This window comes from Bacillus sp. 5B6, assembly GCF_000259405.1.
Taxonomy (GTDB): domain Bacteria; phylum Bacillota; class Bacilli; order Bacillales; family Bacillaceae; genus Bacillus; species Bacillus velezensis.
In genome coordinates, this window is sequence record NZ_AJST01000001.1 from 2,794,187 (window position 1) to 2,809,977 (window position 15,791).

A 15,791-nucleotide genomic window follows, 5' to 3' on the forward strand; every position below is an offset into this window, starting at 1 on the left:
GAGACGTCTCATCGTTATTATCAGAAAGTTTTTTCGATTCTGCATCCGGTACGGGGACTCAAGTCTGAATTGAACGGCACAGCCATATTTTACAGGGGGGTTATATCTTTGAAAAAACGCAAAATCGGAATGGCGATGGCGCTCATCGCGGCGGCCGGAACCATATTAAGCGCATGCGGTTCAAGTGACAAAGCAAACGGCTCCGGCAGCAAAAACTTTACCGTCGGCATGGTAACGGATATCGGCGGTGTCGATGACAAATCATTTAACCAGTCCGCCTGGGAAGGCATCCAGGCATTCGGAAAAGACAACGGGCTTACAAAAGGCAAAAGCGGTTTTGACTACCTTCAATCAAAATCAGATGCAGATTATACAACGAACTTAAATAAATTAGCGCGGGAGCACTTTGACCTGATTTACGGCGTCGGGTATCTGATGCAGGATTCCATCAGCGAAATCGCCGATCAGCGCAAAGACACAAATTTTGCGATCATTGACGCCGTTGTCAAAAAAGACAACGTGGCGAGCCTTACATTTAAAGAGCAGGAAGGTTCATTCCTCGTGGGAGCGGCCGCTGCGCTATCGAGCAAAACGGGAAAAGTCGGATTCGTGGGCGGAATGGAGTCTGAATTGATCAAAAAATTCGAAATCGGCTTCCGCGCGGGTGTACAAGCCGCAAATCCGAAAGCGACCGTCGAAGTGAAATATGCGGGCGGATTTGACAAAGCCGATGTCGGCAAGGCGACGGCTGAAAGCATGTACAAATCAGGCGTTGACGTCATTTATCACGCGGCCGGCGCAACGGGAACGGGCGTCTTCACAGAAGCGAAAAATCTGAAAAAAGAAGATCCGAAGCGGAACGTATGGGTTATCGGTGTTGATAAAGACCAGTACGCGGAAGGTCAAGTCAAAGGCACAAAAGACAATGTCACTCTGACATCAATGGTCAAAAAAGTGGATACAGCCGTAGAGGACTTAACGAAAAAAGCAAGTGACGGGAAATTCCCGGGCGGCAAAACATTAACATACGGTTTGGCGCAAGATGCAGTCGGCATCTCGGATCACAAGGAGAACCTTTCTGACGATGTCATCAAAGCAACAGACGATTGGAAGAAGAAAATCGCGGACGGACTCGAGATCCCTTCAACTGAAAAAGAATTGAAATCCTTCAAGGCTGAGTAAGAATCAGGGGATAAGGAGACTTCCGTCTTATCCCCTCTCTTTTATGAAAAGAGCGGTGAAGGAAAAGCTGCATCTCTTGCAGCTTTTCTTTTGCCAAGCTCTTTCTCATCAAAGTATCTCTGAAAAGGAGCGTCAAATCGGTGGATTATATCATTGAAATGCTTAATATACGCAAGGAGTTTCCCGGAATCGTCGCCAATGATGACGTCACGCTTCAAGTGAAAAAAGGCGAAATACACGCCCTTCTCGGTGAAAACGGCGCCGGAAAATCGACACTCATGAACGTTTTATTCGGCCTGTATCATCCGGAAAAAGGCGAGATCCGAGTGCGGGGCGAACTTGTTCACATCAACAGCCCGAACAAAGCCAACGATCTCGGCATCGGGATGGTGCACCAGCATTTTATGCTTGTGGATACCTTTACCGTCTCAGAAAATATCATTCTCGGAAAAGAGCCGAAAACATTCGGCCGAATTGACAGACAGCGCGCCGACCGGGACGTGCGCGATATTTCCGACCGTTACGGCCTGCACATTGATCCTGAAGCCAAAGTTGCCGATATTTCCGTCGGTATGCAGCAGCGGGCGGAAATATTAAAGACCCTCTACCGGGGCGCCGACATTCTCATTTTTGACGAGCCGACCGCGGTACTGACTCCGCACGAAATTCAAGAACTGATTCAGATTATGAAAAATCTTGTCAATGAAGGAAAATCAATTATCCTCATCACCCACAAATTAAAAGAAATTATGGAAGTCTGCGACCGTGTCACCATTATCCGGAAAGGAAAAGGCATTACAACACTCGATGTCGCACATACGGATCAAGATGAACTGGCAAGCCTTATGGTCGGACGCGAAGTGTCATTCAAGACGGATAAAAAGCCGGCCGATCCGAAACAAGAAGTGCTTTCGCTTTCTGATGTAACGGTGAAGGACGCGCGCGGCGTTGAGGCGGTCAAACAGCTCTCCCTCTCAGTCAGAGCCGGTGAAATCGTCGGCATTGCGGGCGTTGACGGAAACGGCCAGTCTGAATTAATTGAAGCCATTACAGGTCTCAGAAAAACAAATGCCGGCACGATCACGTTAAACGGCAAACAGCTGCAAAACATGCCGCCCAGGAAAGTCACTGAAGCCGGCATCGGGCATATTCCGCAGGACCGGCATAAACACGGGCTCGTCCTTGATTTTCCGATCGGAGAAAATATCGTGCTGCAAAGTTATTATCAAAAGCCCTACTCTTCTTTCGGCATATTAAATAAACACACGATTTATGACAAAGCGCGAAGCCTGATTGAAGAATACGATGTCAGAACACCTGATGAATATACGCCTGCGCGCGCTCTCTCCGGGGGGAATCAGCAAAAGGCCATTATCGGCCGGGAAGTGGACAGAAATCCGGATCTTTTAATTGCGGCCCAACCGACGCGGGGACTCGATGTCGGCGCGATTGAATTCGTCCATAAAAAGCTCATTGAGCAGCGTGACGCCGGTAAAGCGGTGCTTCTGTTATCTTTTGAACTTGATGAAATAATGAATCTCAGCGATCGCATCGCCGTCATCTTTGAAGGCAGCATCATCGCAAACGTCAATCCGCTTGAAACAAACGAGCAGGAGCTCGGACTTTTAATGGCGGGAAGTAAGCAAATGGAGGCGGAGAAAACACATGATTAATCGACTTTCTCATCTGGCTGTGCCGCTGATTGCGATCATCCTTGGGTTAGCTGCAGGTGCGGTCATCATGCTCGCCAGCGGCTACAATGTCGTAAGCGGGTATTCGGCTCTTTGGAGCGGCATTTTCGGTGAAGTGTATTACATCGGGGAATCGATCCGGCAGATTACGCCATATATTTTGTCCGGATTGGCCGTGGCATTCGCATTTCGGACCGGCCTGTTTAATATCGGGGTTGAAGGACAGCTCCTTGTCGGCTGGACCGCCGCGGTGTGGGTCGGCGCTTCCTTTGACGCCCCCGCTTACATCCACCTTCCGCTTTCGTTATTGGCGGCTGCGGCTGCGGGCGGCATTTGGGGCCTGATTCCCGGATTTTTAAAAGCCCGTTTTTTTGTCCACGAAGTGATTGTCACGATCATGATGAATTATATCGCTCTTCATTTAACCAATTATCTCATTTCCGATGTCATGACGGACCACCGGGACAAAACAGACAAAATTCATGAAAGCGCGTCGCTCCGCTCGCCGTTTTTAGAGCAGCTGACAGATTACTCCCGCCTTCACTGGGGCATTCTGATCGCTCTGTTTGCGGCAGTCCTCATGTGGTTTATCATTCATAAAACAAAAAGCGGATTTGAATTCCGGGCTGTCGGCTTTAACCAGCACGCCGCACAATACGCCGGAATGAGCGTCAGAAAAAATATGATGTACGCCATGATGATTTCCGGCGCCTTCGCAGGGCTTGCCGGCGCGATGGAAGGACTCGGAACCTTTCAATACGCAGCGGTTAAGGGCGCCTTTACCGGCGTCGGCTTCGACGGCATTGCGGTTGCGCTTCTCGGCGGCAGCACGGCAATCGGCGTGATTCTGGCGGCATGTCTTCTCGGCGGCCTTAAAGTCGGGGCACTAAATATGCCGATTGAATCCGGCGTGCCTTCTGAAGTCGTTGACATCGTCATCGCCATTATTATTTTGTTTGTGGCATCAAGCTACGCCATCCGTCTCATCCTTGATAAATTGAAGAAAAAGGGGGCGAAGTAAGTGGACTTCCTGCAGATTTTATCCATTATTGTCCCGGCAACACTCGTATATGCGGCTCCGCTTATTTTAACTGCTCTCGGCGGTGTGTTTTCTGAAAGATCTGGAGTTGTCAACATCGGTCTTGAAGGACTGATGATTATCGGCGCCTTTACAAGCGTCATGTTCAACTTATTTTTCGGACGCGAGCTTGGCGCCGCCGCTCCGTGGCTCGCCTTGGCTGCGGCTATGATTGCCGGCGGACTGTTCTCACTGATCCACGCGGCTGCCGCGGTTTCTTTCCGCGCCGATCAGACGGTAACCGGTGTGGCGATCAATATGCTTGCGTTAGGAGCAACACTGTTTATCGTCAAGCTGATCTACGGAAAGGCGCAGACTGATAAAATCCCGGAGCCCTTTTACAAAACGAACATTCCCGGGTTAAGCGATATTCCGGTTTTAGGAAAGATTTTCTTTTCTGACGTATATTATACGTCGATTTTAGCCATCGTACTGGCCTTTGTTTCCTGGTTTATTTTATTCAAAACGCCGTTCGGCCTCCGCATCCGTTCTGTCGGGGAACATCCGATGGCGGCCGATACGATGGGAATCAACGTGTTCGGCATGCGCTATATCGGCGTCATGATCAGCGGACTGTTCGGCGGGCTCGGCGGCGGTGTGTATGCTTCCACGATCGCGCTTGATTTCACGCACTCCACCATCTCCGGGCAAGGCTTTATCGCTCTCGCCGCACTGGTTTTCGGCAAATGGCATCCGATCGGCGCGCTCGGGGCGGCGCTGTTCTTCGGGTTTGCGCAGAGTTTGAGCATTATCGGCTCGCTTTTGCCCCTGTTCAAAGACATTCCGAATGTATACATGCTGATGGCTCCTTACATTCTGACCATTCTCGCGCTTGCCGGCTTCATCGGCCGCGCGGATGCGCCTAAGGCCAACGGCATCCCTTACATTAAAGGAAAACGCTGATTGCCACAAAAAAGAGTTCCGCACCCTGGTGCCGGAACTCTTTTCATCTATATACGATTCTGATATACTCACGCGGCTGAAACGGTGTTTGCATTGATTCAGCCGCACTCAGCTTGTCTTCCGCGTATTCCGCACCGAGAAAAAAACGCTCCCAATTATCTGTCTCCGTCTGCTGCCGCGTTTTGCAGAAATCGTCCGCTATGAATGTTCCTGCGATAATAGAACAAAATATTCCAATACAGGCCGCCGCCTTTCTCTTCATCTGATCAGCTCCTTCTTTAAAAGCTTGATCTGAAAGATAAATGTATATACAAAGATCAGGATATTTGATAAATTTATTTTGGGTTCAAAAGACCACAAAAACACAGAAAGGAATACATTATGCCGTAGCAGGGTAAAAAAAAGTGCGATATAATTTGTACTGGGTCCTATGACCGTGAATTGATTGATTCACTCTTACATAAAGCAGTTGCTTGATGAAAAAACAAGCAAAGGAGGTCTTCTGTTGCAGCTGTTACATTTCGCGATTTTGGCGCCTTTTTTATTTGCATTTATCGTTCCCTTTCTTTATAAACGGGTAAAACAAGTCCATACAGGCTGGTTTGTGCTGATAGTGCCCGTTGTGCTGTTTGTTTACTTTATCAGCAAGCTCCCTGTAACAATGGCCGGGGAAACCGTCCGATATGCGGCCGAATGGATTCCGTCCCTCGGTATTAACTATACCGTTTATCTTGACGGACTCGGGCTGTTATTCGCTTTATTGATTACGGGCATCGGCTCTTTGGTGACGCTTTACAGTATTTTTTACTTATCGAAGGACAAAGAAAAGCTCGGCCCCTTTTATGTGTACCTGCTGATGTTTATGGGCGCGATGCTCGGCGTTGTGCTCGTCGATAACGTCATCGTGCTTTATATGTTCTGGGAGCTGACAAGCCTGTCATCCTTCTTATTAATCGGGTATTGGCATAAGCGGAAGAAATCACGCTACGGTGCGGAAAAGTCACTGTTGATTACCGTCGGCGGCGGACTATGCATGCTTGGCGGCTTTATCCTGCTGTATCTGATGACGGATTCTTTCAGTATCAGGGAAATGGTCAACCAGGTGCATATTATCGCAGGCCATCCGTTCTTTATTCCGGCGATGGTTCTCCTGTTATTGGGAGCCTTTACGAAATCAGCGCAGTTTCCGTTTTATATCTGGCTGCCTGATGCCATGGAGGCGCCGACTCCTGTCAGCGCCTATCTGCACTCGGCTACAATGGTGAAAGCGGGCATTTATGTGATTGCCAGATTCAGTCCGGTTTTTGCATTTTCACCCGTCTGGTTTTGGACGGTTGCCTCAGTCGGTCTGATCACGATGGTATGGGCTTCCTTCAATGCGATTAAACAAACCGATTTAAAAGCGATTCTGGCATTTTCCACAGTCAGTCAGCTCGGTATGATTGTATCGATGCTCGGCGCAGGAGCCGCCGCGCTTCATTACCAGCATTCAGAATATTTTACGGCGGCTGTCACTGCGGCTGTGTTTCACTTAATTAACCATGCTACTTTTAAAGGAAGTTTATTTATGGCGGTCGGCATTATCGACCATGAAACGGGAACACGGGACATCCGCAGGCTCGGCGGCCTGATGGCGCTTATGCCGGTAACGTTCACCGTTTCACTGATCGGAACGTTTTCCATGGCCGGCCTCCCTCCGTTTAACGGCTTTTTAAGTAAAGAAATGTTCTTTACAAGTATGCTGCGGATTGCTCATGCAGATATTTTCAGCCTGGATACGTGGGGCGTGCTGTTCCCCGTTCTCGCATGGATCGGGAGCGTCTTCACTTTCATCTACAGCATGAAGCTGTTTTTCAGAACGTTCAGCGGCGCGCGCAAACCTGATCAGCTTGAAAAGACGCCGCATGAAGCACCGCTCGGCATGCTGATTTCGCCGGTCATTCTTGCCGCTTGCGCCGTCAGTCTGTTTTTTGCACCGAACGTTTTGTCTTACAGCCTGATTGAACCGGCGATGAACTCCATTTATCCGGCTCTGTTAACCGGCGGAGATACATTCCATGTCCATATTTCCCAGTGGCACGGGGTGACGGCTGAGGTAATGATGACCCTCGGCATTATCATTGTCGGCACGATCGGTTACGTAACGCTGTCTAAATGGGAGCATTTGTACGGTCTGTTTCCGAAAAAACTGACGTTGAACAAGCTTTACGATGCGGTGACAGGCAGTATGGAAAAAAGATCTTACCAGCTGACGTCATCTTATATGACCGGATTTTTGCGGGATTATCTGCTGTATATTTTTGCGGCGTTTATCATTCTAATCGGAGCGGCGTTCGTGATGAAAGGCGGCTTTTCCATGACAGCGAAAGGCATGGCTGAAATCGGCCTGTATGAAATCGTGCTGTCCCTTGTTATGGTGAGCGCAACAATTGCGACTGTGTTCGCCAAATCGCGGCTGACGGCCATTATCTCACTCGGTGTTGTCGGGTACACACTCGCGCTGTTTTTCGTGATTTTCAGAGCGCCCGATCTGGCGCTCACGCAGCTCGTCATTGAGACGATATCCGTCGCCTTGTTTCTTCTTTGTTTTTATCATCTGCCGAAAATGCGGCGGAAAAAGAAGACAAGAACATTCCGGATGACGAATTTTATCATTTCTCTCGGTGTCGGCGTCATCGTGACAATGCTCGGAATCGCGTCTTCCAGCGAAAAAACAAAAGACAGCATCTCCTCCTTTTTCACCGCTTACAGCCATAAGCTCGGGGGAGGAAACAATATCGTCAACGTCATCCTCGTTGATTTCAGGGGATTTGATACGATGTTTGAAATCACGGTGCTGTCGATTGCCGCACTCGGTATTTACGGCATGATCAGAACGAAAGTAAAAGAGGAGGGAGAAGAGCGTTGAGACAGCAAAAAACAAACGACATCATCCTTCAGACGGCAACGAAGCTTGTATCTTTTATCATACTGCTTTTCTCTTTCTATTTATTTTTATCGGGGCATAACGCTCCCGGCGGAGGATTTGTCGGCGGACTGATTACGTCTTCGGCCATCGTGCTGTTGCTTTTGGCCTTTGATTTAAAAACCGTCAAATCGATTTTGCCCGTCAATTTTATTTATGTGGCGGGCGCAGGTCTGCTTATCGCGATTGCAACGGGTGCAGGTTCGTTCTTATTCGGAGCACCCTTTCTCACCCATACATTCGGCCATTTTCATCTCCCGGTGCTTGGGAATACGGAGCTTGCGACGGCCACTTTGTTTGATTTAGGTGTGTATCTCGTTGTTGTCGGCGTGACGATGACCATTATTCAAACGATTGGAGAGGAAGAATAATGGAAATCTTAATGTCTGTCATTGCCGGTATTTTGTTTATGGCGGCAACCTACCTGCTGCTTTCTAAAAGTCTGCTGCGCGTGATTATCGGCACCGCGCTTTTAAGCCACGGCGTCCATTTGCTGCTCCTGACCATGGGCGGACTGAAAAAAGGCGCTCCTCCCATACTGGGCGGAAAAAGCACGTCGTTTGTCGATCCGCTGCCGCAGGCACTCATACTGACGGCGATCGTTATTTCGTTCGGCGTCACGTCCTTCCTGCTTGTGATGGCGTTCCGCGCCTATCAGGAACTGAAAACGGACGATATGGATCGAATGAGGGGAAATGATCAACATGAATAACTTTGTGATATTGCCTATTCTGGTGCCGCTGCTTGCCGCAGTGCTGCTGATTTTTATGAACAGGCGCGTGATGCTGATGCGGATATTCAGCACTGCCGCTTCCTGTGTCTCCATCGTCATCAGCGCCGCTCTCGTTCAGAGGGTTTTCACACACGGGATTCAGACGCTGACACTCGGCGGATGGAAAGCGCCGTACGGCATTGTGCTCGCCGCGGATCAGCTCGCCGCACTGCTTGTTTTGACAACCGCCATAATCGGGCTGCTCGTCATCCTGTACTCCTTCCGCTCCATCGGAGAAAAAAGGGAGCGCGCTTTCTATTATTCAGGAGTGCAGTTTCTTCTGGCCGGCGTAAGCGGAGCGTTTTTGACGGGTGACCTGTTCAACATGTATGTCTTTTTTGAGCTTCTGCTTATCGCGTCCTACATGCTGATCGTGCTTGGCGGAACGAAAATTCAATTAAGAGAATCATTGAAGTATATCGTGTTTAACATTGTGTCATCCGCGTTTTTTGTCATCGGCGTCGGTTACTTATACGCGGTGACGGGCACGCTGAATATGGCTGATCTAAGCGTAAAAATAAGCGAATCGGGCCAGACCGGGCTGATCACCGTCATCGGCGTCCTTCTTCTCGTTGTATTCGGTTTAAAGGGCGGGATATTCCCGCTGTATTTCTGGATGCCGGGCTCTTATTACGCCCCGCCGGCTGCGATTTCGGCTTTATTCGGGTCTCTTTTGACGAAAGTCGGCCTTTACGCCATTTTAAGAGTATTCACCCTGATCTTTATTCACGATACGGGCTTTACCCACCAATTGATGATGTGGCTTGCGATGCTGACGGTGCTATTCGGCGTAATCGGATCTATCGCCTTTTCGGATGTCATGAAAATCGTCATCTACAATATTATTACAGCCGTCGGCGTGATTTTGTTCGGCATTGCCATGAACACACCGGCCTCCATTCAAGGAGCGGTTTATTACTTGATTCACGATATGCTGATTAAAGGAGCGCTGTTTATGCTTGCCGGCACGCTTATCGCATTGACAGGCACTGCCAGCCTGCATAAAATGGGCGGACTGATCACCCGTTATCCCGTTTTGGGATGGATGTTCTTTATTTCAGCCATATCTTTGGCCGGCATCCCGCCGTTCAGCGGATTTGTGGGCAAGCTGAAGATCGCGGAAGGCGGGTTCGATAAGGGGGAAACATTGTTTTCCGTATTGATTCTCTTATCAAGCCTGCTTGTGCTCTATTCCGTGCTGAAGGTTTTCACGACGGCTTTTTGGGGGGAAGAAAAAGAAATTCCGGGCGCAGGCGGACGGTCCGCAAAAGGACTTCTTTATCCGGCAGCCGCTTTTCTCCTTTTGTCGCTTCTGTTCGGGCTCGGAACCGAATGGGTTTCACCGTATGTCAATCAGACGGCTGAGAATCTGCTGAATCCGGAAAAATACATTGAAGCTGTTTTGAAGGAGTAGATGGCATGGCTTTTCAACTATTATTAAATGTTCTTCTCGCTGTTTGCTGGATGTTTCTCACAAACAGCCTCAGCGCCGGGGGTTTTATGACCGGATTTATCGCGGGCTTGGCGGCGCTGTTTTTTTTCCGGCGCTTCTTCTCGCGGCCGTTTTACATTTGGAAAATATGGTCAGTCATCAAACTGGCGCTGATCTTTATAAAGGAATTATATTTGGCCAATGTCAGCGTGCTGAAAACCGTTATATCGCCGAAACTGAACATCCGCCCGGGCATTTTCGCGTTTAAGACGGAATTGACGGAGGATTGGGAGATCACGCTGCTCTCGCTGTTAATCACTTTAACACCGGGTACGCTCGTGATGGATATCTCCGATGACCGGTCGATTCTCTATATACACGCCATGGACATTGAAGATGCGGAGAAAGCGATCCATGACATCCGCGTCTCTTTTGAGAAAGCCATTCAGGAGGTGAGCCGCTGATGTTTACGTTTATTCTGCAATTATCACTCGGCATTATGGCGGTTTCGACTCTTCTGTACGTCATTCGCGTCATGAAAGGGCCTACGATACCGGACCGGGTCGTCGCGCTTGATGGGATCGGCATTAATCTGATTGCCATGACCGCGCTTGTATCCATTCTCTTAAACACATCGGCCTTTTTGGACATCATTCTGCTGCTCGGCATTTTATCGTTTATCGGCACGATTGCCTTTGCTAAGTTTTTGGAGAAAGGAGAGATTATCGAAAATGATCGAAATCGTTAAATGGGCCGTCGGCATTTGTATTCTGATGGGGTCGCTGATCTGCCTGGTCGCGTCTTTCGGCACACTCAGGCTTCCTGATGTGTATACGCGCGCCCACGCCTCTTCAAAAGGCTCGACACTCGGCGTTAATTTGGTATTGCTCGGGGTGTTAGGCTACTTGTGGATGCTGACCGGAGAAATTTCTGTAAAAATACTGCTCGGCATCATTTTTATCCTGCTGACGGCGCCGGTCGGAGCGCACCTCATATGCAGGGCCGCGTACAATTCGGGAGCGGCGCTTGATAAAAGAAGCGTTCAGGATGATTACAAAGGGATCAGAAACTTTGTGATCAAACGAAAAGAAGATTCATATTTGTAAAAACAAACAGCCGGACGATTCAGGGTTCCGGCTGTTTGTTTATTTTGTTATAACAGCCAGCGTGCAGCGGGAAACACAGATCAGCCTTTCCCGCTCATCGAAAATGTTAATCCCGTACACAATGGTTGCTCTGCCCGTGTGAACGGGTTCTGCTATTGCCGTGACCGTCCCGCCCTCTTTCACGGATTTTAAATGATTGGCATTAATCTCAAGCCCGACACACGCCTGTTTCGACCGGTCGATAAAATGCTGGGCCCCGACACTTGCAACAGTCTCCGCCAGCGCTGCTGACGCGCCCCCATGCAGATATCCGAAAGGCTGCACCGTTCTCTTATCCACCGGCATCACTGCCACGCATCTCTCCGGCGTGTTTTCAGTGATTTCAATACCGAGTGCGCCGAGCAATGTATTGTTCAGATTCATAGGTCATTCTCCCTTCAAGATTTATAGTACGTTATCTGACTTGGCGATCAGCACCGCTTCAGTGCGGGAGCCGACATTCAGCTTATTAAAAATGGATGTCAGGCTGTATTCAATCGACCGCTTGCTTAAGTGAAGCGCATCTGCGATTTCCTGATTGGTCAAACCTTTTTCGACCTCTTGGAGAATATGGCGCTCTCTCGGGGTTAACCGATCCTGCTCACTTTGAGGGGAAGAAGACGTTTTTGTTTTTTGCTGGGTCATCAGCTGTTTGAAATAGGAGAAATCAACTAAAATCTGTCCGTTGAGCACGTGATATATGTATTGCATGATTTTCTCTTTAGATTCGGTTTTGCTGATGGCGCCATGCAGGCCCGCGCGGATGGATTCTTCAAAATAATCTTCAACCTCATAGCCTGTGTAGACAATGATTTTACAGAGAGGATTCTCTTTTAAGATTTTCTTGGAAAGCTCTATGCCGCTGATGTCATCACCCAGATTTAAATCCATTAATATGAGATCGTAAGCTGAAAAATCATGCCGGAGAACGAATTGTTCACTGGCATCAGGACTGAGGCAATCGACAGAAAGATTCGTGTCCGTTTCCAGAATCGTCTTGGTGCCCTCCATGACAGCCGGATGATCATCAATCACTAGTATCTTTTTCATGGTTTCCTCCCTTTTACTCACTCATTTCCATTTTATTAAAAAGACTTGGCTTCTGCCAAGTCGATTTGGTGATAAATTGGTTACAATTCCATTTCAATATCCGCTTTAAAACCGTTTCCTTCACTTGTGTCAATTTTCATTCGTCCGTCAAGCGCACGAACGCGCTCCTTAATACCCGAAAGACCCATGCTCATCGACTGCCCGCCTTCTTCCTGATTGCAGCCGACACCGTCGTCTTCATAATGCAGAATCACTTTATTTTGAATGCTGATCAGCATAATCAGCACCTCATTCGCCTGTGAATGCTTCATGGCGTTCGAAAGAAATTCCTGAATGATGCGGTACAAATTCAGCTGCGTATCCAAATCCAGCGCCGCCGTAAACCGGCCCGTATTCAGACGGATATGAAACGGCGCACGCTCCTGCTGCTGTGCGGCAAGCTTGGATACCGCCTTGACCAGACCCAAATCATACAGCAGCTGAGGACGAAGCTCATGGCACGTCTCCCGGGTCATCAAAATGACATCCGACATCTGCTCATTCATCTGATGAAGCTTGTCCTGCACCTCTAACTGGCAAGGCTCCTCTTTCTTAAAATCGGCCAGAAACAGCTCACACTGGCGCTTCAAAGAAATCAAATCCTGCAGCACCGAATCATGCAGATCACGGGCCAAATCCGACCGCTGCTTTTCCTCGATCGTAAACATCAGCTTTTTGAGCCAGACCGGGTTTGTCTCTTGTTTCTTTAAATCTTCGAGATGATTCATAAGTTCTTCGATTTTCATCACGTTTTCTATTGAAACATTAACGTAAAAAGATAATGTTTTTAACCAAGAAATTTCTTCACGTGATAAACGGGGCGTATTCATCTTAGACAAACAGAGAACAACGAATGATCTATCTCCCCGTTCTCCTACTTTCATTGCGAAACCTTGATTAAACTCCGTTATTTTTCCTATCTCAATAGTAACACTATTTAAAAGCACTTGATAATCATCTATCAAACTTGAATCTCTTTCGTCAAATGCCTTTACATTCCCATCATACGTAACTTCAAATATATACACTTTACTTGTAAGAGTTACTTCGAGAATGGTGGTTTTTAATTCTCCAAAAACCTGATTTAAAGAAGACGAGTTTCTGATTAATTGGGTAAACTTATAAATACTGTCTTGGTAATTGAATCTTTCAGAGACCCTTTTTAATTTAAACCGGAAATCGAGTATTTCTTTATAATAAAAAACAGCTAACATTAAAATATAAATTAAAAATGTCAGTTTGAGATTGTAAAAATTTTCTTCCGGCTCACGTAATAACTCTATTGTCGTAACCAGAATTATAGTTGAGGTTAACGCTAAAAAGCCATAATATTTTAACTTACTTAAGATAAAATCAACGTTATATATTTTATTCGACATGAATTGATATACAAGTGAAAAAGGTATTAGCAGCATAAATGATGCTGTTAAGAAAGAAGAGACATAATAATCATTAAAAAATACATACGGTATAAGATACAGACATAAAAAAGGCGAAAATGCCAATATATTTATAACTACAAGCACCTTTATAATATGTGCCTGATCAGTATCTTTGTTTCTTCTCAAAATAACAATAAAGTAATATGCTACAATCAAAAAAAGAAGGAAAAACGAAATCAAATTAAATTTTGGAATAAAATCACCAAAAGATAATCGCGACCGAAATAATTCAAATAATATATTTATAGTTGGAAATAAATACAAAACGAAAACTTTTTTGCTGAAAAGCACTGTACCTAATTCTTTAAAGTAATGATAAAGAAACAGAAGATAATTTAAAGGTACAGTTATTAATGTTAACAACATGATACATCTGCTAAGCAAATCGCCTTTTGCCGATCCTCCAGCACTAATATATGCAATTGAGGCAGACAAAAGAAATACAATTAGCACCAAAGCAGATTTCAAGTTTTTTTCTTCATTTATTTTAATGATGAAGAAACAGCAAAATAAACATACTACATAAAAAATTATCGGTATTAAGTAAGTACTGAAGTTCCTATCATTAAATAAATTGAGCTTAATCTCAATATCATGACCGTTTCTATCAACGACCATCGAGTTTACATTTTTCAGCTTATTCATTTGAATATTAATTGACTTTACATTTTGGTGGTTAATATTCTTTACTATATCTCCCTTTTGCACTCCGGCGTAATATGCCATTGTAAAATCTTCTACATCTTTTATTTTAATTTCGCCCTGTTTATTTTCAGAAATTGTGGCGCCGACTAAAAGATTATTTGTGCTTATATAAGTCAGATAAATGACATATACCAATGTAAGCAGAATTAAGACAACTGAAACCTTATTGTACTTGGACTTCATTTATATCATCCTCAATATTTCCAATCACCGCCGAAAGAAATAACATCTATACCCTTAAACGCATTTATAACACAATCTGTTTGATCCTGGCTAACTCCAATCAGACTAGCATTGCCTTCAATCACTTTATTTAAAACTTCTGGATTTTTGGTTAAGTATCCTACAATTTCCTGCATTATTTTTCATCCTCCTCTAAATTAACAATCGCATTTAATAAAGTTTCCGTTTTATTTCTTTCTATCTCCAATTCAAATATCTTACTTTTTATTTTTTTTAACGACAAATGTTTCAAAACCAATAAGTATTGGGTTACACCTGCTTCAATTAATTTCTTTTTTATGTCTCGGGTCTTTAAGGTTTTGAATAACTCTGGGTTTTCATACCATTGTAAGATTTCTTCAGAAGCTTTATTGAATTTCTTTTTTAAGTATAAATAAGCAAGTGTATTTTTGCGTTGAACAAAATCATTATTCAAGTAAAACAAACCTTGATAATCATTATCAATCTGGGATATTATTCCGAGTTCATATGAATATGATTGAACGATTGGATTTAACTTTCCTGTAGCCAGCATCGCGCCCATAACGCAAGGCAATGCAGTTAAAGAGCCAGATTTATTCTTAATCATTTTCAAACACTCTTCTTCAGTTTGCGGTGCATTCAAAATATCATCTTGCTGGCCCTCAATTGAATTCAAAGCAAAGTTTAATATTTGCTTAAGAAAATACGGATTTTCACTAATCTGATTCATAACCTGTATACTTAATGTATAGATGGCCGTTACAGTATTCAGCGTAATGGGGAGACCTGTTTTCATCCATTCCATTTTCAGATTATCATTATCTTCTAAATCATCATAAATGTCGTATGACAGGACTAATAATTCTATGCCTACGGCTAACTTTAAAATCGCCTCTGTGTCTCTGCCATTGAACGCTTTGTAATGTTGATATGCCAATTCAGCAAATCCAAATGAATCTTTTGATGCAATAAATTTTAGAAGGTACATTTTCAAGTTAGTATTGCATATATTGTGCTCCACAATTTCCTTCATCTTCTCTTTAATCGTTTCGGCATCTAAACACATTTGCTCAATAATTGTCTTCACCCTCCCATTCTATTTTACTAAATGCAGGTGATGAAAGACAGCAGGTTTTTCGTTTTTTAACAATCGTATAATACTTTATCCATGAAATGGATAAAA

The 15,791-nt window shown here is 45.6% G+C and carries 17 protein-coding genes; 11 read left to right on the forward strand and 6 right to left on the reverse strand.

Annotated features, from left to right (window positions below):
- The first annotated feature begins 108 nt into the window (after positions 1 to 108).
- The 4 genes from MY7_RS13235 (at position 109) to nupQ (ending at position 4,854) form a co-directional block, all read left to right on the forward strand.
- Positions 109 to 1,182 carry a BMP family lipoprotein gene (locus MY7_RS13235; protein ID WP_007408665.1) on the forward strand — a complete coding sequence of 358 codons (1,074 nt, stop codon included), beginning with the start codon at positions 109 to 111 and terminating at the stop codon, positions 1,180 to 1,182.
- A gap of 140 nt (positions 1,183 to 1,322) precedes the next feature.
- Positions 1,323 to 2,855, forward strand: a complete 1,533-nt coding sequence (locus MY7_RS13240; RefSeq protein WP_007613416.1) for an ABC transporter ATP-binding protein — start codon at positions 1,323 to 1,325, stop codon at positions 2,853 to 2,855.
- Positions 2,848 to 3,894 (forward strand): ABC transporter permease, encoded by a 1,047-nt coding sequence (locus tag MY7_RS13245; RefSeq protein WP_007613418.1) that lies wholly within the window; start codon positions 2,848 to 2,850, stop codon positions 3,892 to 3,894. The genes MY7_RS13240 and MY7_RS13245 overlap by 8 nt, the downstream gene beginning before the upstream one ends.
- The gene (gene nupQ, locus MY7_RS13250; RefSeq protein ID WP_003152071.1) at positions 3,895 to 4,854 is read left to right on the forward strand and encodes a guanosine ABC transporter permease NupQ; all 960 of its coding nucleotides are present in this window, start codon (positions 3,895 to 3,897) and stop codon (positions 4,852 to 4,854) included.
- 43 nt (positions 4,855 to 4,897) lie between these two features.
- On the opposite strand, the gene MY7_RS13255 is transcribed toward nupQ, so the two are convergent.
- A complete protein-coding gene (locus tag MY7_RS13255; protein ID WP_007613420.1) occupies positions 4,898 to 5,116 on the reverse strand; it encodes a hypothetical protein in 219 nt (72 codons plus the stop codon).
- Positions 5,117 to 5,359: 243 nt separating this feature from the next.
- Here MY7_RS13255 and MY7_RS13260 point away from each other — a divergent pair, with 243 nt between their 5' ends.
- From MY7_RS13260 to mnhG, 7 genes are read left to right on the forward strand one after another with little or no spacing between them, the layout of a single operon-like run.
- The gene (locus MY7_RS13260; RefSeq protein WP_029326019.1) at positions 5,360 to 7,762 is read left to right on the forward strand and encodes a Na+/H+ antiporter subunit A; all 2,403 of its coding nucleotides are present in this window, start codon (positions 5,360 to 5,362) and stop codon (positions 7,760 to 7,762) included.
- Complete coding sequence (locus MY7_RS13265) at positions 7,759 to 8,190, forward strand: Na(+)/H(+) antiporter subunit B (RefSeq protein ID WP_007613424.1); 432 nt, start codon at positions 7,759 to 7,761, stop codon at positions 8,188 to 8,190. The genes MY7_RS13260 and MY7_RS13265 overlap by 4 nt, the downstream gene beginning before the upstream one ends.
- Positions 8,190 to 8,531 (forward strand): Na(+)/H(+) antiporter subunit C, encoded by a 342-nt coding sequence (locus MY7_RS13270; protein WP_003152063.1) that lies wholly within the window; start codon positions 8,190 to 8,192, stop codon positions 8,529 to 8,531. The genes MY7_RS13265 and MY7_RS13270 overlap by 1 nt, the downstream gene beginning before the upstream one ends.
- Positions 8,524 to 10,005, forward strand: coding sequence for a Na+/H+ antiporter subunit D (locus MY7_RS13275; protein ID WP_029326018.1), 1,482 nt, complete (start codon positions 8,524 to 8,526; stop codon positions 10,003 to 10,005). Before MY7_RS13270 ends, MY7_RS13275 begins: the two co-directional genes overlap by 8 nt.
- A 5-nt stretch (positions 10,006 to 10,010) precedes the next feature.
- Entirely contained in the window at positions 10,011 to 10,487 is a 477-nt protein-coding gene (locus MY7_RS13280) for a Na+/H+ antiporter subunit E (protein WP_007613428.1), read from the forward strand.
- The gene (locus MY7_RS13285) at positions 10,487 to 10,771 is read left to right on the forward strand and encodes a Na(+)/H(+) antiporter subunit F1 (protein ID WP_003152057.1); all 285 of its coding nucleotides are present in this window, start codon (positions 10,487 to 10,489) and stop codon (positions 10,769 to 10,771) included. The genes MY7_RS13280 and MY7_RS13285 overlap by 1 nt, the downstream gene beginning before the upstream one ends.
- The gene (gene mnhG, locus MY7_RS13290; RefSeq protein WP_007613429.1) at positions 10,755 to 11,129 is read left to right on the forward strand and encodes a monovalent cation/H(+) antiporter subunit G; all 375 of its coding nucleotides are present in this window, start codon (positions 10,755 to 10,757) and stop codon (positions 11,127 to 11,129) included. The genes MY7_RS13285 and mnhG overlap by 17 nt, the downstream gene beginning before the upstream one ends.
- A gap of 39 nt (positions 11,130 to 11,168) precedes the next feature.
- On the opposite strand, the gene MY7_RS13295 is transcribed toward mnhG, so the two are convergent.
- The 5 genes from MY7_RS13295 to MY7_RS13315 form a co-directional block, all read right to left on the reverse strand.
- Positions 11,169 to 11,552, reverse strand: a complete 384-nt coding sequence (locus MY7_RS13295) for a hotdog fold thioesterase (protein WP_007613430.1) — start codon at positions 11,550 to 11,552, stop codon at positions 11,169 to 11,171.
- 21 nt (positions 11,553 to 11,573) lie between these two features.
- Positions 11,574 to 12,218 (reverse strand): response regulator transcription factor, encoded by a 645-nt coding sequence (locus MY7_RS13300; RefSeq protein ID WP_003152052.1) that lies wholly within the window; start codon positions 12,216 to 12,218, stop codon positions 11,574 to 11,576.
- Between the two features lie 80 nt (positions 12,219 to 12,298).
- Positions 12,299 to 14,587 carry a histidine kinase gene (locus MY7_RS13305; RefSeq protein WP_007613431.1) on the reverse strand — a complete coding sequence of 763 codons (2,289 nt, stop codon included), beginning with the start codon at positions 14,585 to 14,587 and terminating at the stop codon, positions 12,299 to 12,301.
- 11 nt (positions 14,588 to 14,598) lie between these two features.
- Positions 14,599 to 14,763, reverse strand: coding sequence for a competence pheromone ComX (gene comX, locus MY7_RS13310; protein ID WP_007613432.1), 165 nt, complete (start codon positions 14,761 to 14,763; stop codon positions 14,599 to 14,601).
- On the reverse strand, positions 14,763 to 15,674 hold the full coding sequence (locus tag MY7_RS13315) for a polyprenyl synthetase family protein (RefSeq protein WP_007613433.1): 912 nt from the start codon (positions 15,672 to 15,674) through the stop codon (positions 14,763 to 14,765). Before MY7_RS13315 ends, comX begins: the two co-directional genes overlap by 1 nt.
- Positions 15,675 to 15,791: the final 117 nt, after the last annotated feature.

Excerpts from the sequence above, each read along its gene's own strand:
- comX (WP_007613432.1), bottom strand. The coding sequence starts at position 14,763 with ATGCAGGAAATTGTAGGATACTTAACCAAAAATCCAGAAGTTTTAAAT.
- MY7_RS13315 (WP_007613433.1), bottom strand. The coding sequence starts at position 15,674 with ATGTGTTTAGATGCCGAAACGATTAAAGAGAAGATGAAGGAAATTGTG.
- MY7_RS13280 (WP_007613428.1), top strand. The coding sequence starts at position 10,011 with ATGGCTTTTCAACTATTATTAAATGTTCTTCTCGCTGTTTGCTGGATG.
- MY7_RS13305 (WP_007613431.1), bottom strand. The coding sequence starts at position 14,587 with ATGAAGTCCAAGTACAATAAGGTTTCAGTTGTCTTAATTCTGCTTACA.
- mnhG (WP_007613429.1), top strand. The coding sequence starts at position 10,755 with ATGATCGAAATCGTTAAATGGGCCGTCGGCATTTGTATTCTGATGGGG.
- MY7_RS13275 (WP_029326018.1), top strand. The coding sequence starts at position 8,524 with ATGAATAACTTTGTGATATTGCCTATTCTGGTGCCGCTGCTTGCCGCA.
- MY7_RS13285 (WP_003152057.1), top strand. The coding sequence starts at position 10,487 with ATGTTTACGTTTATTCTGCAATTATCACTCGGCATTATGGCGGTTTCG.
- MY7_RS13245 (WP_007613418.1), top strand. The coding sequence starts at position 2,848 with ATGATTAATCGACTTTCTCATCTGGCTGTGCCGCTGATTGCGATCATC.
- MY7_RS13300 (WP_003152052.1), bottom strand. The coding sequence starts at position 12,218 with ATGAAAAAGATACTAGTGATTGATGATCATCCGGCTGTCATGGAGGGC.
- MY7_RS13255 (WP_007613420.1), bottom strand. The coding sequence starts at position 5,116 with ATGAAGAGAAAGGCGGCGGCCTGTATTGGAATATTTTGTTCTATTATC.
- MY7_RS13270 (WP_003152063.1), top strand. The coding sequence starts at position 8,190 with ATGGAAATCTTAATGTCTGTCATTGCCGGTATTTTGTTTATGGCGGCA.
- MY7_RS13295 (WP_007613430.1), bottom strand. The coding sequence starts at position 11,552 with ATGAATCTGAACAATACATTGCTCGGCGCACTCGGTATTGAAATCACT.